The organism is Pseudomonas sp. MWU347 (genome assembly GCF_017947305.1).
Lineage (GTDB): Bacteria > Pseudomonadota > Gammaproteobacteria > Pseudomonadales > Pseudomonadaceae > Aquipseudomonas > Aquipseudomonas putida_A.
This window is the reverse complement of record NZ_JAFGZB010000004.1, coordinates 348,090-366,346: the sequence shown is the minus strand read 5'-3', so window position 1 is coordinate 366,346 and position 18,257 is coordinate 348,090. Positions and strand designations below refer to the sequence as shown.

Here is an 18,257-nt window from a genome sequence, read left to right as displayed (position 1 = left end):
GAGGTCTGGGTAATCAACAGGCAAAGCGATCCCCGCCTGGCCAAAACACGGGGCCAGGTGAGAGAACAAGCAAAAGGGGGATAAATGCGCGCCTCGGTCAGAACGTCCAAAGCGTGGCAAAAACGATCGCAGAACCGCTGGCGAATAGTTTGTTCGATCCCTCGAAATCACAATTTGATATCAATGTGATGGCGCGATGGTAGATTGCCATCATTCTGGCGTCAATAAGTCGTACAGCGTCTTTTACAACAACCGCTCTAACCCGTGACTTTTCCTCAAGAGGTCTGCTTTTCAGGGGAAGATCGCGACCGTTCGGTCACTCTAAATGGACTGGTAAAAACACTGGAACTGAACTTTTCTCCGCCCGAAACCCTCCACCGATCAACCCGCCCTACCCGGAACGGAGGCCTGCCCCCATGAAAACCCTGCTCAAACTCACTCTCGCCGCCACCCTCGCCTGCGCCCTGCCCGTCTGGGCCTGCACACCAGAAGAGGCCACCGCCAAACGCGAACAACTGGCCAAGGAAGTGGCCAAGCTCACCGAACAGAATCCGGCCAAGGCCAAGGAAATCAATGCCGAGTTGCAGAAGATGGACTTGGGCACGGCCAGCGCCGATCTGCCGGACAAGTGCCAGTTGATTGATCAGCGCTTGAAGGAACTGGACTCGGCGGAGAAAAAAGCCGACAGCTAAAAGCAAGATCAAAAGATCGCAGCCTGCGGCAGCTCCTACACCAGACCCTTTAGGAGCTGCCGAAGGCTGCGCTCTTTTGATCTTAAAAATGCATTTGTGCATTTGTTTTCTTGCATAAACGCATATCCTGACTAAGGTTACATCGAGCAAGGAGATCGGCACCATTCATCGCAGATGAAAACCGTTACCCACCGATCGCTCGGCAATACCGCAACACAATCACAAGCTGGACGCTTGTTTTCATTCATGGAGGACTGAAAAAATGTTAACCACTCAAGCAACATCGTTCACCGGCGAGAGCCTGCCAAGATGCCTTGTTGGCCACCTGATCGACCCGCAACTTGTCGAGGTTGAAGCCACTGCGCAAACGGCGGCACTGGCCGCTGCCAACCTTAACTTCACGATGCAGAAACAGACTCAGACCAACTGGTGCTGGGCCGCTGTTTCCGCTTCGGTCGGCAACTACTACGGCACCGGGTCATGGACTCAGTGCGGCGTCGCCAGCACCCAACTGGACCGCAATTGCTGCAGCCAGCCGGGGCCGTGCAACGTCTACGGCTATCTGGATTCGGCCCTGCAGACCACCCGCAGCTATAACGGGATGAATCAGGGTTCGCTGCAGATGTCGGCGATTCAGAACCAGATCAACATGGGCCGCCCGGTCGGCCTGCGCTGTGCCTGGTATGGCGGTGGCGCGCACTTCCTGGCGATCTACGGCACCAACGGCAACTACGTGCTGATCGCCGACTCGATCTACGGTTACTCGACCCGCGCGCTGAACTCCTTCCCGGGTTCGTACAACGGCGGCGGCAACTGGACTCACACTTACTTCACCGCGAAAAACTAGGAGGGCGACATCATGCAACTGACTTATCCAAAGGCGCCTTCCAACGGCGTACAGACTTTGCGTCCGGTGCTGCAAGCCGCGCTGCAAAACCAGGGCTTCGGCATCAACCGCCAGTTCGCCAACGCGGCACCGGCCAAAGTCAGCCTCAGCGAAGCCTACCGCGGCTACTCGCTGACACTCGACGATCTGAGCCAAGGCAAGGGTCTGAAAGACGCACGTATCGGCGACTGGCATTACCTGGTGTTTGCCGACGGCGTTAGCATTGCCGATGCGCAACTGGCCGAGGTGCGTGGCCATGTCGAGTTCGCTTCGCTGAACCACGGCACCCGGGCCGCCGACACCGTGGGCGCGTTGAAACTGGCGGAACAGGCGCCGCAATTGCAGGGCAAGAGCGTTGAACTGCGGGTGCTGTTTGTCTCGGCACTACACGTCGTGGCGATCTGGCTGCACGCTGACGGTGAAGATGTACTGATCCCGATCGAGCCGACGCCGAAAGAGCTCGGGAACTCGCGGCTGTACAGCGAAGCCGCGTTGCTCGCGCAGCTCAAACCGGCGGCAGATCGCGCAAAACAGCGCTTTGACGCAGACACCAGCGGACAGTTGGGGAGCTGACAAACCCTGCGCATAAAAAAACCCGGACACTGTCCGGGTTTTTTATTGCCTGCGAAAACGCCTTACTCAGCCGCTGGCTCAGCCGGCTTGCGACGCTTGAGCGGGGCCATGCCGTCGCTGCTCACCAGCGAATCCGGCTTCGGACGGTTGGCGCTCTTGCGCTTGGTCGGGGTCTTGGCGGCGGTTTTCTTCTTGTCGCCCTTGGCGTCGGTCTTTTTCTTCTTCACCCCGACAGCCTTGCCCGAGGCCTTGACCTTCTTCGGCCCGCCGTAGGTGCCTTTGACTTCCTTGATGGTGCGGCGCTCGAAGCTCTGCTTGAGGTAGCGCTCGATGCTCGACATCAGGTTCCAGTCGCCGTGGCAGATCAGCGAGATCGCCAGACCGTCGTTGCCTGCGCGGCCGGTACGACCGATGCGGTGCACGTATTCGTCGCCGCTGCGTGGCATGTCGAAGTTGATCACCAGATCCAGGCCATCAACGTCCAGACCACGGGCCGCGACGTCGGTCGCTACCAGAATCTTCACGCCGCCCTGCTTCAGACGGTCGATCGCCAGTTTGCGATCCTTCTGGTCTTTCTCGCCGTGCAGCACGAACGCCTTGTATTCCTGAGCCACGAGGCGGCCGTAGATGCGGTCGGCCATGGCCCGGGTGTTGGTGAAGACGATGGCCTTCTGGTAGGTCTCGTTGGCCAGCAGCCAGTTCACAATCTGCTCTTTGTGCTGATTGTGGTCGGCGGTGATGATTTGCTGGCGGGTGGTCGAGTTCAGCTGGCTGACCGCGTTGAGCTGCAGATGCTCAGGGTTGTTCAGCACCTTGGCGATCATCTCGCGCAGGCCCGAACCACCGGTGGTGGCGGAGAACAGCATGGTCTGCTGACGGTTCGGGCATTCGTCGACCAGACGTTGCACGTCTTCAGCGAAACCCATGTCGAGCATGCGGTCGGCTTCGTCGAGCACCAGCACTTCGACTTCTTTCAGGTCGAGGTTGCCGGCGTTGAGTTGCTCGATCATCCGGCCCGGCGTACCGATCAGGATGTCCGGCACCTTGCGCAGCATCGCGGCCTGCACCTTGAAGTCTTCACCGCCGGTGATCAGGCCGGACTTGATGAAAGTGAACTGCGAAAAGCGCTCGACTTCCTTCAGGGTCTGCTGGGCCAGTTCGCGGGTCGGCAGCAGGATCAGGGTCTTGATGCTCACGCGGATCTTCGCCGGGCCGATCAGGCGATTGAGGATCGGCAGGACAAAAGCGGCGGTCTTGCCGCTACCGGTTTGCGCCGTCACCCGCAGGTCACGCCCCTGGAGCGCCAGCGGAATGGCCGCTGCTTGCACAGGCGTTGGCTCGACAAATTTCAGCTCGGCCACGGCTTTGAGCAGGCGTTCGTGCAGGGCGAATTGGGAAAACACGGGTGCTACCTCGAAGATATGCAAAAAAACAGCTGCATAGGTTACCGGTTTCGAGCGCTCAGGCCGAGTTTCTTTATACAAACGGGCGTAATCAGTGGCTTTTTTGTTGCTCGATTTGTCTCCAACGGTAATACACAGCGTCTTAAATGCTCTAATCGCCCATCGCGTCTTACAGAAGAATCGTTGCTCACATGGATTTCAAACAGCTCTGGCTCAACGCCCAAGACCTCTGGGGTGCCCTCGAAAAGCACCCATTCCTGCAATCCGGCCTGGCGCTGATGCTGCTACTGGTGATCGCGCTGGTCCTCGGACGAGTGGCACGCTATCTGATCCTGCATGCCAGCCGCATGCTCGGGCGCCAGCCGGCCCTGCACTGGATCAACGACTTTCGCCACAACAAGGTGTTTCAACGTCTGGCGCAGATGACGCCGTCGCTGGTGATCCAGTTCGGCCTGCACCTGGTGCCGGAACTGAGCAAAACCGCGATGACTTTCCTCGGCAACGTGGCGCTGTCCTTCACCATCCTGTTCCTGCTGCTGTCGGTCAGCGCCCTGCTCAATGCGCTGCTGGACATCTACGCCCGCACCGAACACGCCCGCACCCGCTCGATCAAGGGCTATGTGCAACTGGCGAAAATGGTCTTGTACGTGTTTGGTGCGATCATCATCGTCGCCACCCTCATCGACCGTTCGCCGCTGTTGCTGCTCTCCGGTCTGGGTGCGATGTCGGCGGTGATTCTGTTGGTCTACAAGGACACCCTGCTGTCGTTCGTCGCCAGCGTACAGCTGACCAGCAACGACATGCTGCGGGTCGGCGACTGGATCGAGATGCCGCAAGTCGGCGCCGATGGCGATGTGGTCGACATCACCTTGCACACGGTCAAGGTGCAGAACTTCGACAAGACCATCGTTTCGATCCCGACCTGGCGCCTGATGTCCGAGTCGTTCCGCAACTGGCGCGGCATGCAACAGTCCGGCGGGCGACGGATCAAGCGCAGCCTGTTCATCGACGCCAGCGGCGTGCGCTTCATTCGTGACGATGAAGAAGAGAAGTTGAGCCAAGTGCACCTGCTGACCGGCTACATGGGCCGCAAGAAAGCCGAACTCAAGGCGTGGAACGAGGCGCAGGGCAACGTCGCCGCGATGTCGGCCAACCGCCGGCGCATGACCAACATCGGCACCTTCCGCGCTTATGCGCTGGCGTATTTGAAGAGTCACCCGGAGGTGCAGCCGAACATGACCTGCATGGTGCGGCAGATGCAGACCACGGCGCAGGGAATTCCGCTGGAAATCTACTGCTTCACGACCACCACGGTGTGGGCCGATTACGAGCGGATTCAGGGGGATATTTTCGATTATCTGCTGGCGGTGCTGCCGGAGTTCGGTTTGAGCCTGTATCAGCAGCCGAGTGGCGGGGATTTGCGTTCGGGGTTGTTGCCGGCTGTACTCGGCTCAGCGCACATACCAGAACCACAAAAACACCTCCTATAACCCCACAGATCAAAACTGTGGGAGCGGGCTTGCTCGCGAAGGCGTCAGGTCAGTCAACATAATCGTTGAATGACACACCGCTTTCGCGAGCAAGCCCGCTCCCACAGGGGTTATGCGGTGGCTTGAGTTTTGCGGATGCCCAACCGGCTGATCCACACCGCCGCCAGAATCACACTCCCGCCCAGCAACAACCGTCCCAGTTCCTCATGCTGATTCCAGATCAGCAGATTCAGCAGCAAGCCCACCGGCACATGCAGGTTGTTCATCACCGCCAGCGTGCCGCCGTTAACCATGCACGCGCCCTTGTTCCACCAGTACATCCCCAGCGCCGTCGAGACCAGACCGAGGAACAGCAACACGCCCCATTGCAACGGCGCTTCGGGCAGGAAGTTGGACTTGCCGAACAGCAGAAACGCCGGCAACACCACCGCCAACGCGCCGAGATAGAAGAAGCCGAAACGTCGGTAGTGCGGCAGATCACTCGGGTGTTTTGCCACCAGATGCTTGTACAGCACCTGCCCTGCGGCGTAGGTGAAGTTGGCCAGTTGCAGCAGCAAAAAGCCCATGAAGAAATCCGGGTTGATCCGGTCAAAACGAATCACCGCCGCACCGCCCACCGCTACCAACGCGGCCACCAGCGCCCACGGATTGAAGCGGCGGTTCAGCGCATCTTCGATCAGCGTCACGTGCAGCGGCGTGAGGATCGTGAACAGCAACACCTCCGGCACCGTCAGCACACGGAAGCTCAGGTACAGGCAAACGTAGGTGATGCCGAACTGCAACGCGCCGATCAGCAGCATGCCGCGCATGAACGAAGGCTCCACCGAGCGCCAGCGGGTCAACGGAATGAACACCAGCCCGGCCAGCACCACGCGCACCAGCACTGCAAAGTAGCTGTCGACATGCCCGGCGAGGTATTCGCCGATCAGACTGAAGGAAAACGCCTGGATCAGCGTGACAAAAAGTAGATAGCCCATGGTCGCCTCTGTTTCGAATGGCGGCGACGATAGCGGTTTTTGCGCCAGACCGCGAACCTCAGGCAACACTGAACCCTGTGGGAGCGAGCTTGCTCGCGAAGGCATCGTGTCAGTCGACGAATAGTTGACTGACACACCGCCTTCGCGAGCAAGCCCGCTCCCACAGGGGTTACACGTTGCTCAGATAATCCCAGGCAAAAAAAAAGCCCGATCTCGCTAAAGCGTTCAATCGGGCTACAGCACTCAGGAGCAACAAGTGCAAAGGGAGGTTCGATGCGCGTAGAGCCTTGAAGGGGTTGCGCCAGGTCACTTAAACAAGCGGCGATTATCTGGCGATTAACATATCAAGCGACCTGGGACAGTTTGGCGTTGGCCTGATTCAGGCCCTTCTCCTGGAAGTCGCCGCCCAGGTTCATGCCTTCGGCGTGAATGAAGGTCACGTCGTGGATGCCGATGAAACCCATGACCTGACGCAGGTACGGTTCCTGATGGTCGGCCGGGCCGCCGGCGTAGATGCCGCCGCGAGCGGTCAGCACGTAGGCACGTTTGCCGCTGAGCAGGCCTTGCGGGCCGGTTTCGGTGTACTTGAAGGTCACGCCGGCACGCAGCACGTGGTCGAGCCAGGCCTTGAGGGTGCTCGGGATCGCGAAGTTGTACATCGGCGCAGCCATCACCAGTACGTCGGCAGCGAGCAGCTCGTCGGTCAATTCGTTGGAGCGCTCCAGCGACGATTGTTCGCTGGCGTTGCGCTGCTCGGCAGGCTTCATCCAGCCGCCCAGCAGGTTGGCGTCCAGGTGTGGAACGGGATTCACGGCGAGGTCACGCACGGTGATCTGATCGTTGGGATGCGCCGCTTTCCACTGACCAATTAAGGTCTGGGTCAGTTGACGGGAAACCGAATCTTGCTGGCGGGCGCTGCTTTCGATGATCAGAACGCGGGACATGGTGTGTAGTCTCCATCCGAGAATGTTGTAGGTCGATGGAGTGAAGGTTAAACAGGGTCGTATCGATGAAAAAGCGCAAATAATTGCTGCAAAGCATCGAATAATTCGTTTAGATGCACTTAGCCCCTGTGGGAGCGAGCTTGCTCGCGAAAGCGGTGTGTCATTCAACAATGATGTCGACTGAAACGGCCAATTCGCGAGCAAGCTCGCTCCCACAAGGGATTGACGGTGTTATTTCGGGCTGCAGCTCAGGTCGATGCGCAGCCTGATGATCTCGCGGGAGAACTTGGCCGTGGCATTCGTATGCTTGCGGGCCGGGATTTCGATGTTGCGCGTACGCGGTGCTTCCGGGCCATTGTTGAAAACGACTTTGCAGATTGCATCGACATCGCCGAAGTTGACGACTTTTATGGAGCCGATGTCTTTGTCGGTGTCGAAGGTCTCGTAGTCGATCTTCAAGCCATTGAGGTTCTTCTGCACATCGATCGGGTAAGCAAACGCAGTCAGCGGCAGCAACGCGAGCACCACACAACAGAATTTTTTCATTCGCCAGTCTCCATGAGGGACGGCCAGCTTAGGACAAGAGGAGCTATTGATGAAAGCGCCCCGCGTGACCCTTGATCAATGGCGAACATTGCAGGCCGTGGTCGACCACGGTGGTTTCGCCCAGGCCGCCGAGGTTCTGCACCGTTCGCAATCGTCGGTGAGTTATACCGTCGCCCGCATGCAGGACCAGCTCGGCGTGCCGTTGCTGCGCATCGACGGACGTAAAGCGGTGCTCACCGAAGCCGGCGGCGTACTGCTGCGCCGCTCGCGACAACTGGTGAAACAGGCCAGCCAACTGGAAGACCTCGCCCATCACATGGAGCAAGGTTGGGAAGCCGAAGTGCGGCTGGTGGTCGATGCGGCTTACCCGAGCGCACGCATCGTGCGGGCGCTGACCGCATTCATGCCGCAGAGTCGCGGCTGCCGCGTGCGTCTGCGCGAGGAGGTGTTGTCCGGGGTCGAGGAGGTCTTGCTCGAAGGCGTGGCCGATCTGGCGATCACCGGCCTGAGCATCCCCGGTTACCTCGGCGCGGAATTGAGCGACGTCGAATTTGTCGCGGTCGCCCACCCGGATCACGCGCTGCATCGGCTCAATCGCGAACTGAGCTTCCAGGACCTGGAAACCCAGATGCAGGTGGTGATTCGCGACTCCGGCCGCCAGCAACCACGCGACGTCGGCTGGCTCGGCGCCGAACAGCGCTGGACCGTCGGCAGCCTCGCCACGGCTGCCACGTTCGTCAGCAGCGGCCTGGGCTTTGCCTGGCTGCCACGACACATGATCGAACGGGAATTGAAGGAAGGCACGCTCAAGCTGCTACCGTTGGATCAGGGCGGCAGCCGCAACCCGAGCTTCTATCTGTATTCGAACAAGGACAAACCGCTGGGCCCGGCCACACAAATCCTCATCGAACTGTTGCGCACCTTCGACACTTTGCCGCTTGACGCACCGTTCGCCGCCCCCGAGCAAACCTGACACGGAGTTCACCGATGGCCTATTTCGAGCACGAAGGTTGCAACCTGCACTACGAGGAATATGGCCACGGCACCCCGTTGCTGCTGGTTCACGGGCTCGGTTCGAGCACCCTGGACTGGGAAATGCAAATCCCGGCGCTGTCGGCGCATTACCGGGTGATCGTCCCTGACATACGCGGTCACGGTCGCTCGGACAAACCTCGCGAGCGCTACAGCATCGCCGGGTTCAGCGCCGATCTGCTGGCGTTGATCGAACACCTGAAACTCGGCCCGGTGCATTACGTCGGGCTGTCGATGGGCGGGATGATCGGCTTTCAGTTCGGCGTCGATCAGCCGCAAATGCTGAAAAGCCTGACCATCGTCAACAGCGCCCCCGAGGTCAAACTGCGCAGCCGCGACGATTACTGGCAGTGGTTCAAGCGCTGGAGCCTGATGCGCGTGCTCAGCCTCGCGACCATTGGCAAGGCATTAGGCGGCAAACTGTTCCCGAAACCCGAGCAGGCTGATCTGCGGCAGAAAATGGCCGAACGCTGGGCAAAAAACGACAAACGTGCTTATCTCGCCAGCTTCGATGCGATTGTTGGCTGGGGCGTCCAGGAACGACTTTCCCGGGTGACCTGTCCAACCCTCATCGTGACTGCCGACCGTGACTACACGCCGGTAGCACTGAAAGAAACCTATGTAAAACTGCTGCCCGATGCGCGGCTGGTGGTCATCGCCGACTCGCGCCACGCCACCCCGCTCGATCAACCCGAACACTTCAACCAAACGCTGCTGGAGTTTCTCGCCGCAGCCGACATTCAATCTCAGGATCACTGACCCATGCTGAAAAAACTCGCCCTCGCCGCCGGCACCGTGCTGTTTGCTGCCAACCTGATGGCTGCCACCCCGGCCAAAGCACCGCACGTGCTGCTGGACACTACCAACGGCCAGATCGAAATCGAACTGGACCCGGTCAAGGCGCCAATCAGTACCAAAAACTTTCTGGATTACGTCAACAGCGGTTTTTACACCAACACCATTTTCCACCGCGTGATCCCGGGCTTCATGGCTCAGGGCGGCGGTTTCACGCCACAGATGCAGCAGAAAGAAACCAAGGCGCCGATCAAGAACGAAGCCAGCAACGGTCTGCATAACGTTCGCGGCACTTTGTCGATGGCCCGTACCTCCAACCCTGATTCGGCCACCAGCCAGTTCTTCATCAACGTCGCCGACAACGCCTTCCTCGATCCGGGCCGTGATGCCGGTTACGCGGTATTCGCCAAAGTGGTCAAAGGCATGGACGTGGTCGACATCATCGTCAACTCGCAAACCACCACCAAACAGGGCATGCAAAACGTGCCTGTCGACCCTGTGATCATCAAGTCGGCCAAAGTCATCGACTAAGCTGTACAGGGCGTTTCGAGCGGCGCTGGCCTGAAGCCACGCCGCTCACACCGATAAAAGGAGAGCCCGGCATCCGGGCGGTTATCTGATGCTCTATCGCCGTTTCGAACAACTGATCGACATATTCCGCGACGCCCCCACGGCCTCCCCTCCGGATCGTGTCTGGCCCTTCTATACCTATTACCTCAAGCAGGTCTGGCCGAGTTTCGCCGCCCTGCTCGTCGTCGGCCTGTTTGCCGCGTTGATCGAAGTCGCGCTGTTCAGCTACCTGAGCCGCATCATCGACCTGGCCCAAGGCACGCCCAACCCGAATTTCTTCAGCGACCACGCCCTCGAACTGACGTGGATGGTGGTAGTCGCCCTGGTACTGCGGCCGATCTTTTTCGGCCTGCACGACCTGCTGGTGCATCAGACCCTCAGCCCCGGCATGACCAGCATGATCCGCTGGCAGAACCACAGTTACGTGCTCAAGCAGAGCCTGAATTTCTTCCAGAACGACTTCGCCGGGCGCATCGCCCAACGCATCATGCAGACCGGCAACTCGCTGCGCGATTCGGCGGTGCAAGCGGTGGATGCGCTGTGGCACGTGGTGATCTACGCGATCAGTTCGCTGGTGCTGTTCGCCGAAGCCGACTGGCGCCTGATGATTCCGCTGCTGACGTGGATCGTCGCCTACATCGGTGCGCTGTATTACTTCGTGCCACGGGTGAAAGAGCGTTCGGTGGAAGCTTCCGACGCGCGCTCGAAACTGATGGGGCGGATCGTCGACGGCTACACCAACATCGCCACCCTGAAGCTGTTCGCCCACACCAATTTCGAACAGCACTACGCCAAGGAAGCCATCGAAGAACAGACGGTCAAGGCGCAGATGGCCGGCCGCGTGGTGACCAGCATGGACGTGGCGATCACCACCATGAACGGCCTGCTGATCGTCGGCACCACCGCGCTGGCGCTGTGGCTGTGGACGCAGTCGCTGATCACCGTCGGTGCTATCGCCCTGGCCACCGGTCTGGTGATTCGTATCGTCAATATGTCCGGCTGGATCATGTGGGTAGTCACCGGCATCTTCGAAAACATCGGCATGGTCCAGGACGGTCTGCAGACCATCTCGCAACCGGTCAGCGTCACTGATCGCGAGCAGGCCAAACCGCTGGCCGTGGCTCGTGGCGAAGTGCGTTTCGAGCACGTGGATTTTCACTACGGCAAGAAGAAAGGCATCATCGGCGACCTCAACCTGACCATTAAACCCGGCGAGAAAATCGGCCTGATCGGGCCATCCGGCGCCGGCAAATCGACCTTGGTCAACCTGCTGCTGCGCCTGTATGACGTAGAGGGCGGACGGATCCTGATCGATGGGCAGAACATCGCTGAAGTCGGCCAGGAAAGCCTGCGCGCACGCATCGGCATGATCACGCAGGACACCTCCCTGCTGCACCGCTCGATCCGCGACAACTTGCTGTATGGCAAGCCTGACGCCACCGACGCCGAGCTCTGGGACGCGGTGCACAAGGCTCGCGCCGACGAGTTCATTCCGCTGCTGTCGGACGCTGAGGGCCGTACCGGTTTCGACGCGCACGTCGGCGAACGCGGGGTGAAACTGTCCGGCGGTCAGCGCCAGCGCATTGCGATTGCCCGGGTGCTGCTCAAGGACGCGCCGATCCTGATCATGGACGAAGCAACCTCGGCACTCGACTCAGAAGTCGAAGCGGCGATCCAGGAAAGCCTGGAAACCCTGATGCAAGGCAAAACCGTGATCGCCATTGCTCACCGTCTCTCGACCATCGCTCGCATGGATCGGCTGGTAGTGCTGGAAAACGGCAAGATCGCCGAGAGCGGTACCCACGCCGAACTGCTGGCGCATCGCGGATTGTATGCGCGGTTGTGGGCGCACCAGACCGGGGGATTTGTCGGGATCGATTGATCATTGAATCAATACAACTCCAATGTGGGAGGGGGCTTGCTCCCGAAAGCGGGGTGTCAGTACCGAACATTTGTCTGACACACCGCATTCGGGAGCAAGCCCCCTCCCACAATATATTGGGAACCGCCACAGCCCTCTAACCACGGGCTCTGGCGGTTTTTTCATGGCTGCTGGAAATCCATCCAAAGCGTGCTGTACTCAGCCAAGGTTCCAGCACGGAACCTGTCGTAAATCTGCAGGGAAGCACAACGCAATACAGTCTCGATAGCATGGGCTATCAAGGACTCTCTCATGTCTCTGTTCAAACGTTCAGTTACTGAGTTGTTGGGTACGTTCTGGCTGGTTCTGGGTGGTTGTGGCAGTGCGGTGCTCGCCGCGTCTTCGCCTCTGGGCATCGGGGTGCTGGGGGTGGCCCTGGCGTTTGGTCTGACGGTGCTGACCATGGCGTTCGCCATCGGCCACATCAGCGGATGTCATCTCAATCCGGCGGTATCGGTCGGGTTGGTGGTCGGCGGACGGTTTCCAGCAAAAGAGCTACCCGCCTACATCATCGCCCAGGTGCTCGGCGGGATACTCGCCGCCGCGCTGCTCTACTACATCGCCAGCGGCAAGGAGGGTTTCGACATCGCAGCAGGTCTGGCGTCCAATGGGTACGGCGAGCACTCGCCCGGCAAATACTCGATGGCGGCAGGCTTTGTCACCGAGCTGGTGATGACCGGGATGTTCGTGATCATCATCCTCGGCGCCACCGACAAACGCGCCCCGGCGGGCCTCGCACCGATTGCCATCGGCCTGGGGCTGACGCTGATTCACCTGATCTCGATTCCGGTCACCAACACCTCGGTCAACCCGGCTCGTAGCACCGGGCCGGCGCTGATGGTCGGCGGCTGGGCGATCGCGCAGTTGTGGATGTTCTGGGTCGCGCCGCTGATTGGTGCGGTGGTCGGTGGCGGGATTTATCGCTGGTTGGGCAAAGAAGAAACCTGAGGGGTGCCTGAGATCCCTTTGTAGGAGTGAGCCTGCTCGCGATAGCGGTGTGTCAGTCAACATCAATGGCTCTGACAGATCGCTATCGCGAGCAGGCTCACTCCTACAAAGGATCTATGTCTGGCGATAGGGCAAGGCGGTTTTCGCTTCTTCGGCGTACGCAAGGACGCCAGCACGTTCCTGTTGCAGGAAGTCTTTAACTGCGGCTTTCAGACCGGGATGACGCAGGTAGTGCCACGAGTGGGTGATCACCGGTTCAAAGCCGCGAATCAGCTTGTGCTCGCCCTGAGCGCCGGCATCAAAGCGCTGATACCCCTGGGCAATCGCATAGTCCATGCCCTGATAGAAACACGTCTCGAAATGCAGCCGGTCAAACTCGGCCAGACATCCCCAATAGCGTCCATAGAAGCTGTCGCCCCCGACCAGGCTGAAGGCCATCGCCACCGGACGTGAACCCTGTTTGGCCAGCACCACCCGAATCGCCTCCGGCATCCGCGCAGCCAGCAGACTGAAAAACTCGCGCGTCAGGTACGGCGCCTGGCGGCGCACGGCGTAGGTGTTGGCATAGCAGGCGTAGACAAAATCCCATTGCGCCTCGTCCAGCTCACGCCCTTCCAGCCATTCGAACTCGAAGCCCTGCCCCGCCACTTGCTCGCGCTCTTTACGCATTTGCTTGCGCTTGCGCGAACTGAGCGCGTCGAGAAAATCCTGGAAGTCCCGATAACCGCGATTCTGCCAGTGATACTGACAGCCGATACGTTGCAGCCAGCCCGGCTGCTCGGCCATGGCGGCATCGGTGAACGGGTCGGTGAAATTGATGTGCGCGCTGGAAAGCTCTTCGATTTCCAGATAACCCGGCAGGCTCTTGAGCAGTTCGAAACCGTCCTCGACCCGGGCGGCCAGCAAGCGTGGCCCGCTGACCGGACTGAACGGCACCGCCGTCAGCAGTTTGGGGTAGTAATCGATGCCGGCCCGGGCGCAGGCATCGGCCCAGCCGTGATCGAACACGTACTCGCCGTAGGAATGCCACTTGCGGTAACTGGGCAACGCCGCGATCAGCCGATCGTCTTCGACGTGCAGCAGGTGCTCGGCTTGCCACCCCGTATGCGGGCCAACGCTGCCGCTGTCTTCAAGGGCCGAGAGAAAGGCGTGCCGCAAAAACGGCTGGTTCTCGGGCACCAGTGCATCCCAGGTCGCAGGGGCGATTTCTGACAGGCTTTGCAGGCGTTGCAACGGCATCAACTGACTCTCCACTTCCGGGCTTCAAAGCCCCGCGAGTATCGCTTATCGCTGCCCTTTGCACACGAGCAATCGGACGACAGCGCTCTAGATCAATAGTTCAGGACAACTTTGTATCGTCATCGACATGACATCACTTAGCCACTGCTCTGTCATAAACCATCGCGATACTCGCTCCTGTTTTTAGAGCGCCGGGGTCTACCCGGACACTGTTTTCCGACGTGCGCGTCGGTGTGCCCCGGATGGTTCTGCCATCCCTCTCATCTTCGGAGATTGCTATGCGTCTTGCTTCCACGAAAACTGCGGCGGCCTTGTGCGGTGGCCTGTTGCTGGCCATGAGCGTTCCGGCCAGTGCTGCAGTCGACGCCAAACTGCTCGACATGCTCAAGGCCAACGGTTCCATTTCCCAGGCGCAGTACATCGAACTGCAAACTGAACTGGCCAAGGATCAGAAGGCTCAGCAAATCGCGCAGCAGGCGCAGCAAGAGACCAACGAGCAGATCGCGGCGACCGCGAAGAAAACCAATGAGCTGAGCTCCTTCGACCAGAAACTCGCCTGGGCCGCCAAGACCCAGTTCAAGGGCGACGTGCGTTTCCGTCAGGAGACCGTCAAGAACGATGGCGTGCCGAACAGCAAGGACCAGGACCGTCAGCGCATTCGTGCCCGTCTGGGTGCCTACACCGAAATCAACCCGCAGGTGGACACCGGTATCCGTATTGCCACCGGCAGCAGCGACGACGCCCGCTCCACCAACCAGGACCTGAACAACTACTTCGACAAGAAGCAGATCTGGCTCGACCAGGGTTACGTCGACTACCACCCTGACGCAATCAAGAACCTGCACCTGATCGCCGGTAAAATGAACCAGCCGTGGGTGAGCATGGGCGACATCATCTGGGACAGCGACATCAACCCGGAAGGTCTGGCCGTCACCTACAAGTATCCGTTGAACGGCAGCACCGAGCTGTTCGGTAGCGCCGGCCACTACACCCTCAAGGACAACGTCGACGGCGAAGGCGTGCAGTTCAAGCACGACCTGCGTCTGTACGCTGGCCAGTTGGGCGGTCGCTTCGCACTGACCGACAGCCTGAAACTGACCCTGGGTGGCAGCCTCTATTCCTACGACAATGACAAGGACAGCGCCTGCCCGACCACCGGCACCGTCACTGCGCCATGTGCCTTGGCCGTCAACGGCAACAGCCCGAACGAAACCTTCAAACTGTATGAAGGTTTTGGTCAACTGGACATCGCCAACCTGCCAGTACCGCTGTCGATCTACGGTCAGTACGTCAACAACAAAGACGCCAGCAACGACCAGGACACTGGCTGGCTGGCCGGCGTGAAAACCAAGGTTTATGGCTTCGGGATCGACTACAACTACCGCGACGTACAGCGTAACGCGGTGGTCGGTGCCTTCACCGACTCCGACTTCGCCAACGGCTACACCGGTTCGCGCGGCAGCAAGCTGAAAGTCAGCTACGAGCTGGACAAGAACTTCACCCTGGGTGCCACCTACTTCATGGCCAACTCGGACTACACCAACGCCAGCCTGAAGAAGACCGACTCCGACATCAATACGCTGCAATTGGATGCCGAAGCCAAGTTCTAAAACGCGTCACCCTCTAGCCTGACGTGGGCGGGACGATCCCCATCATCCGTTCGTTTCGTCCGCGTCGGGCTATTTCTGCAGGAAGCAAAAAAACCAGTAGGAGCTGCCGGAGGTTGCGATCTTTTGATCTTGTTTTTGAGGATCAAAAGATCGCAGCCTTCGGCAGCTCCTACAAGTGAGATTCTATTTTTCCTTACGGCGTTGCTCGGCCAGACGCTCAGCCAGCGCATCCACACCCTCTTGCGGCTTCTCCGGCATCGCCTTCAACGTGGCCTGCATCAAACGCATCTGACGAATGAACCGCCGACAGTTCGGGCAGAACATCAGGTGATGGCGCACCAGCAGTTTCTCGCGAAAGCTCAATTGGCCATCGAGATAATCGCTGGAGCGCGCTACTTGTTCCTTGCAGGTCAGCATTCGCCGGTCTCCTCAAAATGCTCCACCGTGGCGAAGACTTTCAGCCGCGCCCGATGCAGCAGCACACGGACATTGGAGAGCGAGATCTCCAGAAGATTACAGATCTCTTCCAGTTCCAGACCCTGACGTTCGCGCAGCAGCAACACGCTGCTTTGCAGTTCCGACAGGCTGAGCAAGGTGTGCTCAAGGCAATCACGCAATTCACTTTCGGTAAGCAAGGCTTCCGGGGTGTCCTGATGCCAGGCGAATGGCGCCACCAGCCAATGGCCGTCACCGGGCGAAAAACGGTCGTCATCGATGGTGCCGTGGGGTGACGGCAGATCATCCATCAATACTTCGCGGCGGTTTTGTTTGTAGCGGCTCTTGGCCGAGTTGGCGGTGATGGTCAGCAGCCAGGTCTTGAGACTGGAACGACCCTCGAAGCTGCCGATATGGCGCACCACCGAAAGCCAGGCGTCCTGCACCACTTCTTCGACATGGCGCTGGCCGACAATCGCGTAAGCCACGGCGCGCATGGCGCTCTGGTAGGTGCTGACCAGCTCCTTGAAAGCCTTTTGCTCACCCGCGAGCAGACGTTCGAGCAGTTGGGTGTCGTCGGTTGCGGCCATGCACGCCTCGTTTGCAAATACCGATTAACGTTAACGCACTCGACCCTGTGGCGAGCGAGCTTGCTCGCGCTCGGCTGCGCAGCAGTCGCAAAACCGGCGATTGCGGTTCTTCAGCAAGACCGCAATCGCCGGTGTCGGGAGCGCTACGCACTCGAGCGGGAGCAAGCTCCCTCGCCACAAGGGCGGGTGACTCAGCGCTTGCGCAGAATCACGCTGCCGATCGAGTAACCGGCGCCGAACGAGCTCAATACCGCCAGCGAACCGCTGGCCAGATCGTCCTGATATTTGTGGAAGGCAATCACCGAGCCGGCAGAGCTGGTGTTGGCGTAGGTGTCGAGAATCACCGGCGCTTCTTCTTCAGTGGCTTCACGGCCCAACAGCTTGCGCACGATCAGGTGGTTCATGCTCAGGTTGGCCTGGTGCAGCCAGAAGCGCTTGACGTCGCCGACGTTGAGTTTGTTCTCTTCCAGGTGCTCACCGATCAGCTCGGCGACCATCGGGCAGACGTCCTTGAACACCTTGCGGCCTTCCTGCACGAACAGCTTGTCGCGGGCGCCGATGCCCTCTTCCGCCGCGCGGTTGAGGAAGCCGAAGTTGTTGCGGATGTTGTTGGAGAACTTGGTCAGCAGTTTGGTGCTGACCACGTCGAACTGGTGTTTGGACGTCGCCAGGTCAGCGCGTTCGATGATCACCGCCGTCGCGGCGTCACCGAAGATGAAGTGGCTGTCGCGGTCACGGAAGTTCAGGTGACCGGTGCAGACTTCCGGGTTGACCATCAGGATCGCCCGGGCCTGGCCCAGTTGCACGCTGTTGGCCGCGGCCTGAATGCCGAAGGTCGCCGAGGAGCAGGCCACGTTCATGTCGAAACCGAAACCCTGAATGCCCAGTGCTTCCTGGACTTCGATGGCGATGGCCGGGTAGGCGCGCTGCAGATTGGAGCAGGCGACGATCACGCCGTCGATGTCGGCGGCGGTCTTGCCGGCACGTTGCAGCGCCTGTTCAGCGGCGCCGATGGCCATCTGGCACAGCACCGACCATTCGTCGTTGGAACGCTCCGGCAGACGCGGGGCCATGCGCGCAGGATCAAGGATGCCGTCCTTGTCCATGACAAAGCGGCTCTTGATGCCCGAGGCTTTTTCGATGAATGCGGCACTGGATTCGGTCAGCGCCTGGACTTCACCGCTGGCGATGGCGTCGGCGTTGTCGGCGTTGAACTGCGCGACGTAGGTATTGAAAGACTGCACCAGCTCTTCGTTGGAGATGCTGTTGGCCGGGGTGTACAGGCCGGTGCCGCTGATGACGACGTTATGCATGGTCGTTTCTCTAATCTGTTCAGGCAGAAAGCGCTGGCACCGACGTACCAACACACAAAGGGTCTGTTCCCGTCCGGGGACGCTGACCTGGCATCTTTTATGGCCGCCCGTGACCTCGCCGAAGGCTCTGGGTCACGAAAACGGCATTTATGGTCGCGAAGTTTGCCATAAACCCAAGGTTTTGGCGCCTTTCTCAAGCACCACCCCATTTCCCTGTAGGAGTGAGCCTGCTCGCGATTGCGGTGTGTCAGTCAGTATTACGGTGACTGACACACCGCAATCGCGAGCAGGCT

Annotated in this window: 18 protein-coding genes; 10 read left to right on the top strand and 8 right to left on the bottom strand. The window is 59.6% G+C overall.

Annotated features, from left to right (window positions below; genetic code table 11):
- The first annotated feature begins 416 nt into the window (after positions 1–416).
- From KCG87_RS11070 to KCG87_RS11060, 3 genes are all read left to right on the top strand, one after another.
- A complete protein-coding gene (locus tag KCG87_RS11070; protein WP_097086740.1) occupies positions 417–692 on the top strand; it encodes a hypothetical protein in 276 nt (91 codons plus the stop codon).
- 262 nt (positions 693–954) lie between these two features.
- Positions 955–1,539 (top strand): papain-like cysteine protease family protein, encoded by a 585-nt coding sequence (locus tag KCG87_RS11065; protein ID WP_210557871.1) that lies wholly within the window; start codon positions 955–957, stop codon positions 1,537–1,539.
- 12 nt (positions 1,540–1,551) lie between these two features.
- Positions 1,552–2,151 (top strand): hypothetical protein, encoded by a 600-nt coding sequence (locus KCG87_RS11060; protein ID WP_210557872.1) that lies wholly within the window; start codon positions 1,552–1,554, stop codon positions 2,149–2,151.
- 62 nt (positions 2,152–2,213) lie between these two features.
- Here KCG87_RS11060 and KCG87_RS11055 read toward each other — a convergent pair whose 3' ends face one another.
- On the bottom strand, positions 2,214–3,554 hold the full coding sequence (locus KCG87_RS11055) for a DEAD/DEAH box helicase (RefSeq protein WP_041070247.1): 1,341 nt from the start codon (positions 3,552–3,554) through the stop codon (positions 2,214–2,216).
- A gap of 191 nt (positions 3,555–3,745) precedes the next feature.
- Between KCG87_RS11055 and KCG87_RS11050 the strand changes: the two genes are divergently transcribed.
- Positions 3,746–5,044: a mechanosensitive ion channel family protein gene (locus KCG87_RS11050; protein WP_098967728.1), complete on the top strand. Its 1,299-nt coding sequence runs from the start codon at positions 3,746–3,748 to the stop codon at positions 5,042–5,044.
- Between the two features lie 110 nt (positions 5,045–5,154).
- Here the strand turns inward: KCG87_RS11050 and KCG87_RS11045 are convergent, their stop codons facing one another.
- The 3 genes from KCG87_RS11045 to KCG87_RS11035 form a co-directional block, all read right to left on the bottom strand.
- A complete protein-coding gene (locus tag KCG87_RS11045; protein ID WP_098967727.1) occupies positions 5,155–6,021 on the bottom strand; it encodes a carboxylate/amino acid/amine transporter in 867 nt (288 codons plus the stop codon).
- 344 nt (positions 6,022–6,365) lie between these two features.
- Positions 6,366–6,965, bottom strand: coding sequence for an FMN-dependent NADH-azoreductase (locus KCG87_RS11040; protein ID WP_098967725.1), 600 nt, complete (start codon positions 6,963–6,965; stop codon positions 6,366–6,368).
- A 231-nt stretch (positions 6,966–7,196) separates the two neighbouring features.
- On the bottom strand, positions 7,197–7,511 hold the full coding sequence (locus KCG87_RS11035) for a 3-phosphoglycerate kinase (RefSeq protein ID WP_139055240.1): 315 nt from the start codon (positions 7,509–7,511) through the stop codon (positions 7,197–7,199).
- A gap of 49 nt (positions 7,512–7,560) precedes the next feature.
- Between KCG87_RS11035 and KCG87_RS11030 the strand changes: the two genes are divergently transcribed.
- The 5 genes from KCG87_RS11030 to aqpZ all read left to right on the top strand — a co-directional run bounded on the left by KCG87_RS11030 (position 7,561) and on the right by aqpZ (position 12,777).
- Positions 7,561–8,484 (top strand): LysR family transcriptional regulator, encoded by a 924-nt coding sequence (locus tag KCG87_RS11030; RefSeq protein WP_210557874.1) that lies wholly within the window; start codon positions 7,561–7,563, stop codon positions 8,482–8,484.
- Between the two features lie 14 nt (positions 8,485–8,498).
- Positions 8,499–9,302 (top strand): alpha/beta hydrolase, encoded by an 804-nt coding sequence (locus tag KCG87_RS11025; RefSeq protein WP_096796627.1) that lies wholly within the window; start codon positions 8,499–8,501, stop codon positions 9,300–9,302.
- Positions 9,303–9,305: 3 nt separating this feature from the next.
- The gene (locus KCG87_RS11020) at positions 9,306–9,869 is read left to right on the top strand and encodes a peptidylprolyl isomerase (protein ID WP_095138580.1); all 564 of its coding nucleotides are present in this window, start codon (positions 9,306–9,308) and stop codon (positions 9,867–9,869) included.
- An 88-nt stretch (positions 9,870–9,957) separates the two neighbouring features.
- Positions 9,958–11,790 carry an ABC transporter ATP-binding protein gene (locus KCG87_RS11015; RefSeq protein WP_095138579.1) on the top strand — a complete coding sequence of 611 codons (1,833 nt, stop codon included), beginning with the start codon at positions 9,958–9,960 and terminating at the stop codon, positions 11,788–11,790.
- 291 nt (positions 11,791–12,081) lie between these two features.
- A complete protein-coding gene (aqpZ, locus tag KCG87_RS11010) occupies positions 12,082–12,777 on the top strand; it encodes an aquaporin Z (RefSeq protein ID WP_134785690.1) in 696 nt (231 codons plus the stop codon).
- Positions 12,778–12,891: 114 nt separating this feature from the next.
- On the opposite strand, the gene KCG87_RS11005 is transcribed toward aqpZ, so the two are convergent.
- Positions 12,892–14,016: a GNAT family N-acetyltransferase gene (locus KCG87_RS11005; protein WP_134785689.1), complete on the bottom strand. Its 1,125-nt coding sequence runs from the start codon at positions 14,014–14,016 to the stop codon at positions 12,892–12,894.
- A 278-nt stretch (positions 14,017–14,294) separates the two neighbouring features.
- On the opposite strand from KCG87_RS11005, the gene KCG87_RS11000 reads away from it, so the two are divergent.
- Positions 14,295–15,626 (top strand): putative porin, encoded by a 1,332-nt coding sequence (locus tag KCG87_RS11000; RefSeq protein ID WP_103484437.1) that lies wholly within the window; start codon positions 14,295–14,297, stop codon positions 15,624–15,626.
- Between the two features lie 183 nt (positions 15,627–15,809).
- On the opposite strand, the gene KCG87_RS10995 is transcribed toward KCG87_RS11000, so the two are convergent.
- The 3 genes from KCG87_RS10995 to KCG87_RS10985 form a co-directional block, all read right to left on the bottom strand.
- Positions 15,810–16,043 (bottom strand): zf-HC2 domain-containing protein, encoded by a 234-nt coding sequence (locus tag KCG87_RS10995; protein WP_098967716.1) that lies wholly within the window; start codon positions 16,041–16,043, stop codon positions 15,810–15,812.
- The gene (locus KCG87_RS10990) at positions 16,037–16,651 is read right to left on the bottom strand and encodes an RNA polymerase sigma factor (RefSeq protein WP_003222662.1); all 615 of its coding nucleotides are present in this window, start codon (positions 16,649–16,651) and stop codon (positions 16,037–16,039) included. Before KCG87_RS10990 ends, KCG87_RS10995 begins: the two co-directional genes overlap by 7 nt.
- 191 nt (positions 16,652–16,842) lie before the next feature.
- Positions 16,843–17,964 carry a beta-ketoacyl-ACP synthase III gene (locus KCG87_RS10985; protein ID WP_210557876.1) on the bottom strand — a complete coding sequence of 374 codons (1,122 nt, stop codon included), beginning with the start codon at positions 17,962–17,964 and terminating at the stop codon, positions 16,843–16,845.
- Between the last annotated feature and the right edge of the window lie 293 nt (positions 17,965–18,257).

Excerpts from the sequence above, each read along its gene's own strand:
- KCG87_RS11070 (WP_097086740.1), top strand. The coding sequence starts at position 417 with ATGAAAACCCTGCTCAAACTCACTCTCGCCGCCACCCTCGCCTGCGCC.
- KCG87_RS11065 (WP_210557871.1), top strand. The coding sequence starts at position 955 with ATGTTAACCACTCAAGCAACATCGTTCACCGGCGAGAGCCTGCCAAGA.
- KCG87_RS11060 (WP_210557872.1), top strand. The coding sequence starts at position 1,552 with ATGCAACTGACTTATCCAAAGGCGCCTTCCAACGGCGTACAGACTTTG.
- KCG87_RS11050 (WP_098967728.1), top strand. The coding sequence starts at position 3,746 with ATGGATTTCAAACAGCTCTGGCTCAACGCCCAAGACCTCTGGGGTGCC.
- KCG87_RS11045 (WP_098967727.1), bottom strand. The coding sequence starts at position 6,021 with ATGGGCTATCTACTTTTTGTCACGCTGATCCAGGCGTTTTCCTTCAGT.
- KCG87_RS11040 (WP_098967725.1), bottom strand. The coding sequence starts at position 6,965 with ATGTCCCGCGTTCTGATCATCGAAAGCAGCGCCCGCCAGCAAGATTCG.
- KCG87_RS11035 (WP_139055240.1), bottom strand. The coding sequence starts at position 7,511 with ATGAAAAAATTCTGTTGTGTGGTGCTCGCGTTGCTGCCGCTGACTGCG.
- KCG87_RS11030 (WP_210557874.1), top strand. The coding sequence starts at position 7,561 with ATGAAAGCGCCCCGCGTGACCCTTGATCAATGGCGAACATTGCAGGCC.
- KCG87_RS11025 (WP_096796627.1), top strand. The coding sequence starts at position 8,499 with ATGGCCTATTTCGAGCACGAAGGTTGCAACCTGCACTACGAGGAATAT.
- KCG87_RS11020 (WP_095138580.1), top strand. The coding sequence starts at position 9,306 with ATGCTGAAAAAACTCGCCCTCGCCGCCGGCACCGTGCTGTTTGCTGCC.
- KCG87_RS11015 (WP_095138579.1), top strand. The coding sequence starts at position 9,958 with ATGCTCTATCGCCGTTTCGAACAACTGATCGACATATTCCGCGACGCC.
- aqpZ (WP_134785690.1), top strand. The coding sequence starts at position 12,082 with ATGTCTCTGTTCAAACGTTCAGTTACTGAGTTGTTGGGTACGTTCTGG.
- KCG87_RS11005 (WP_134785689.1), bottom strand. The coding sequence starts at position 14,016 with ATGCCGTTGCAACGCCTGCAAAGCCTGTCAGAAATCGCCCCTGCGACC.
- KCG87_RS11000 (WP_103484437.1), top strand. The coding sequence starts at position 14,295 with ATGCGTCTTGCTTCCACGAAAACTGCGGCGGCCTTGTGCGGTGGCCTG.
- KCG87_RS10995 (WP_098967716.1), bottom strand. The coding sequence starts at position 16,043 with ATGCTGACCTGCAAGGAACAAGTAGCGCGCTCCAGCGATTATCTCGAT.
- KCG87_RS10990 (WP_003222662.1), bottom strand. The coding sequence starts at position 16,651 with ATGGCCGCAACCGACGACACCCAACTGCTCGAACGTCTGCTCGCGGGT.
- KCG87_RS10985 (WP_210557876.1), bottom strand. The coding sequence starts at position 17,964 with ATGCATAACGTCGTCATCAGCGGCACCGGCCTGTACACCCCGGCCAAC.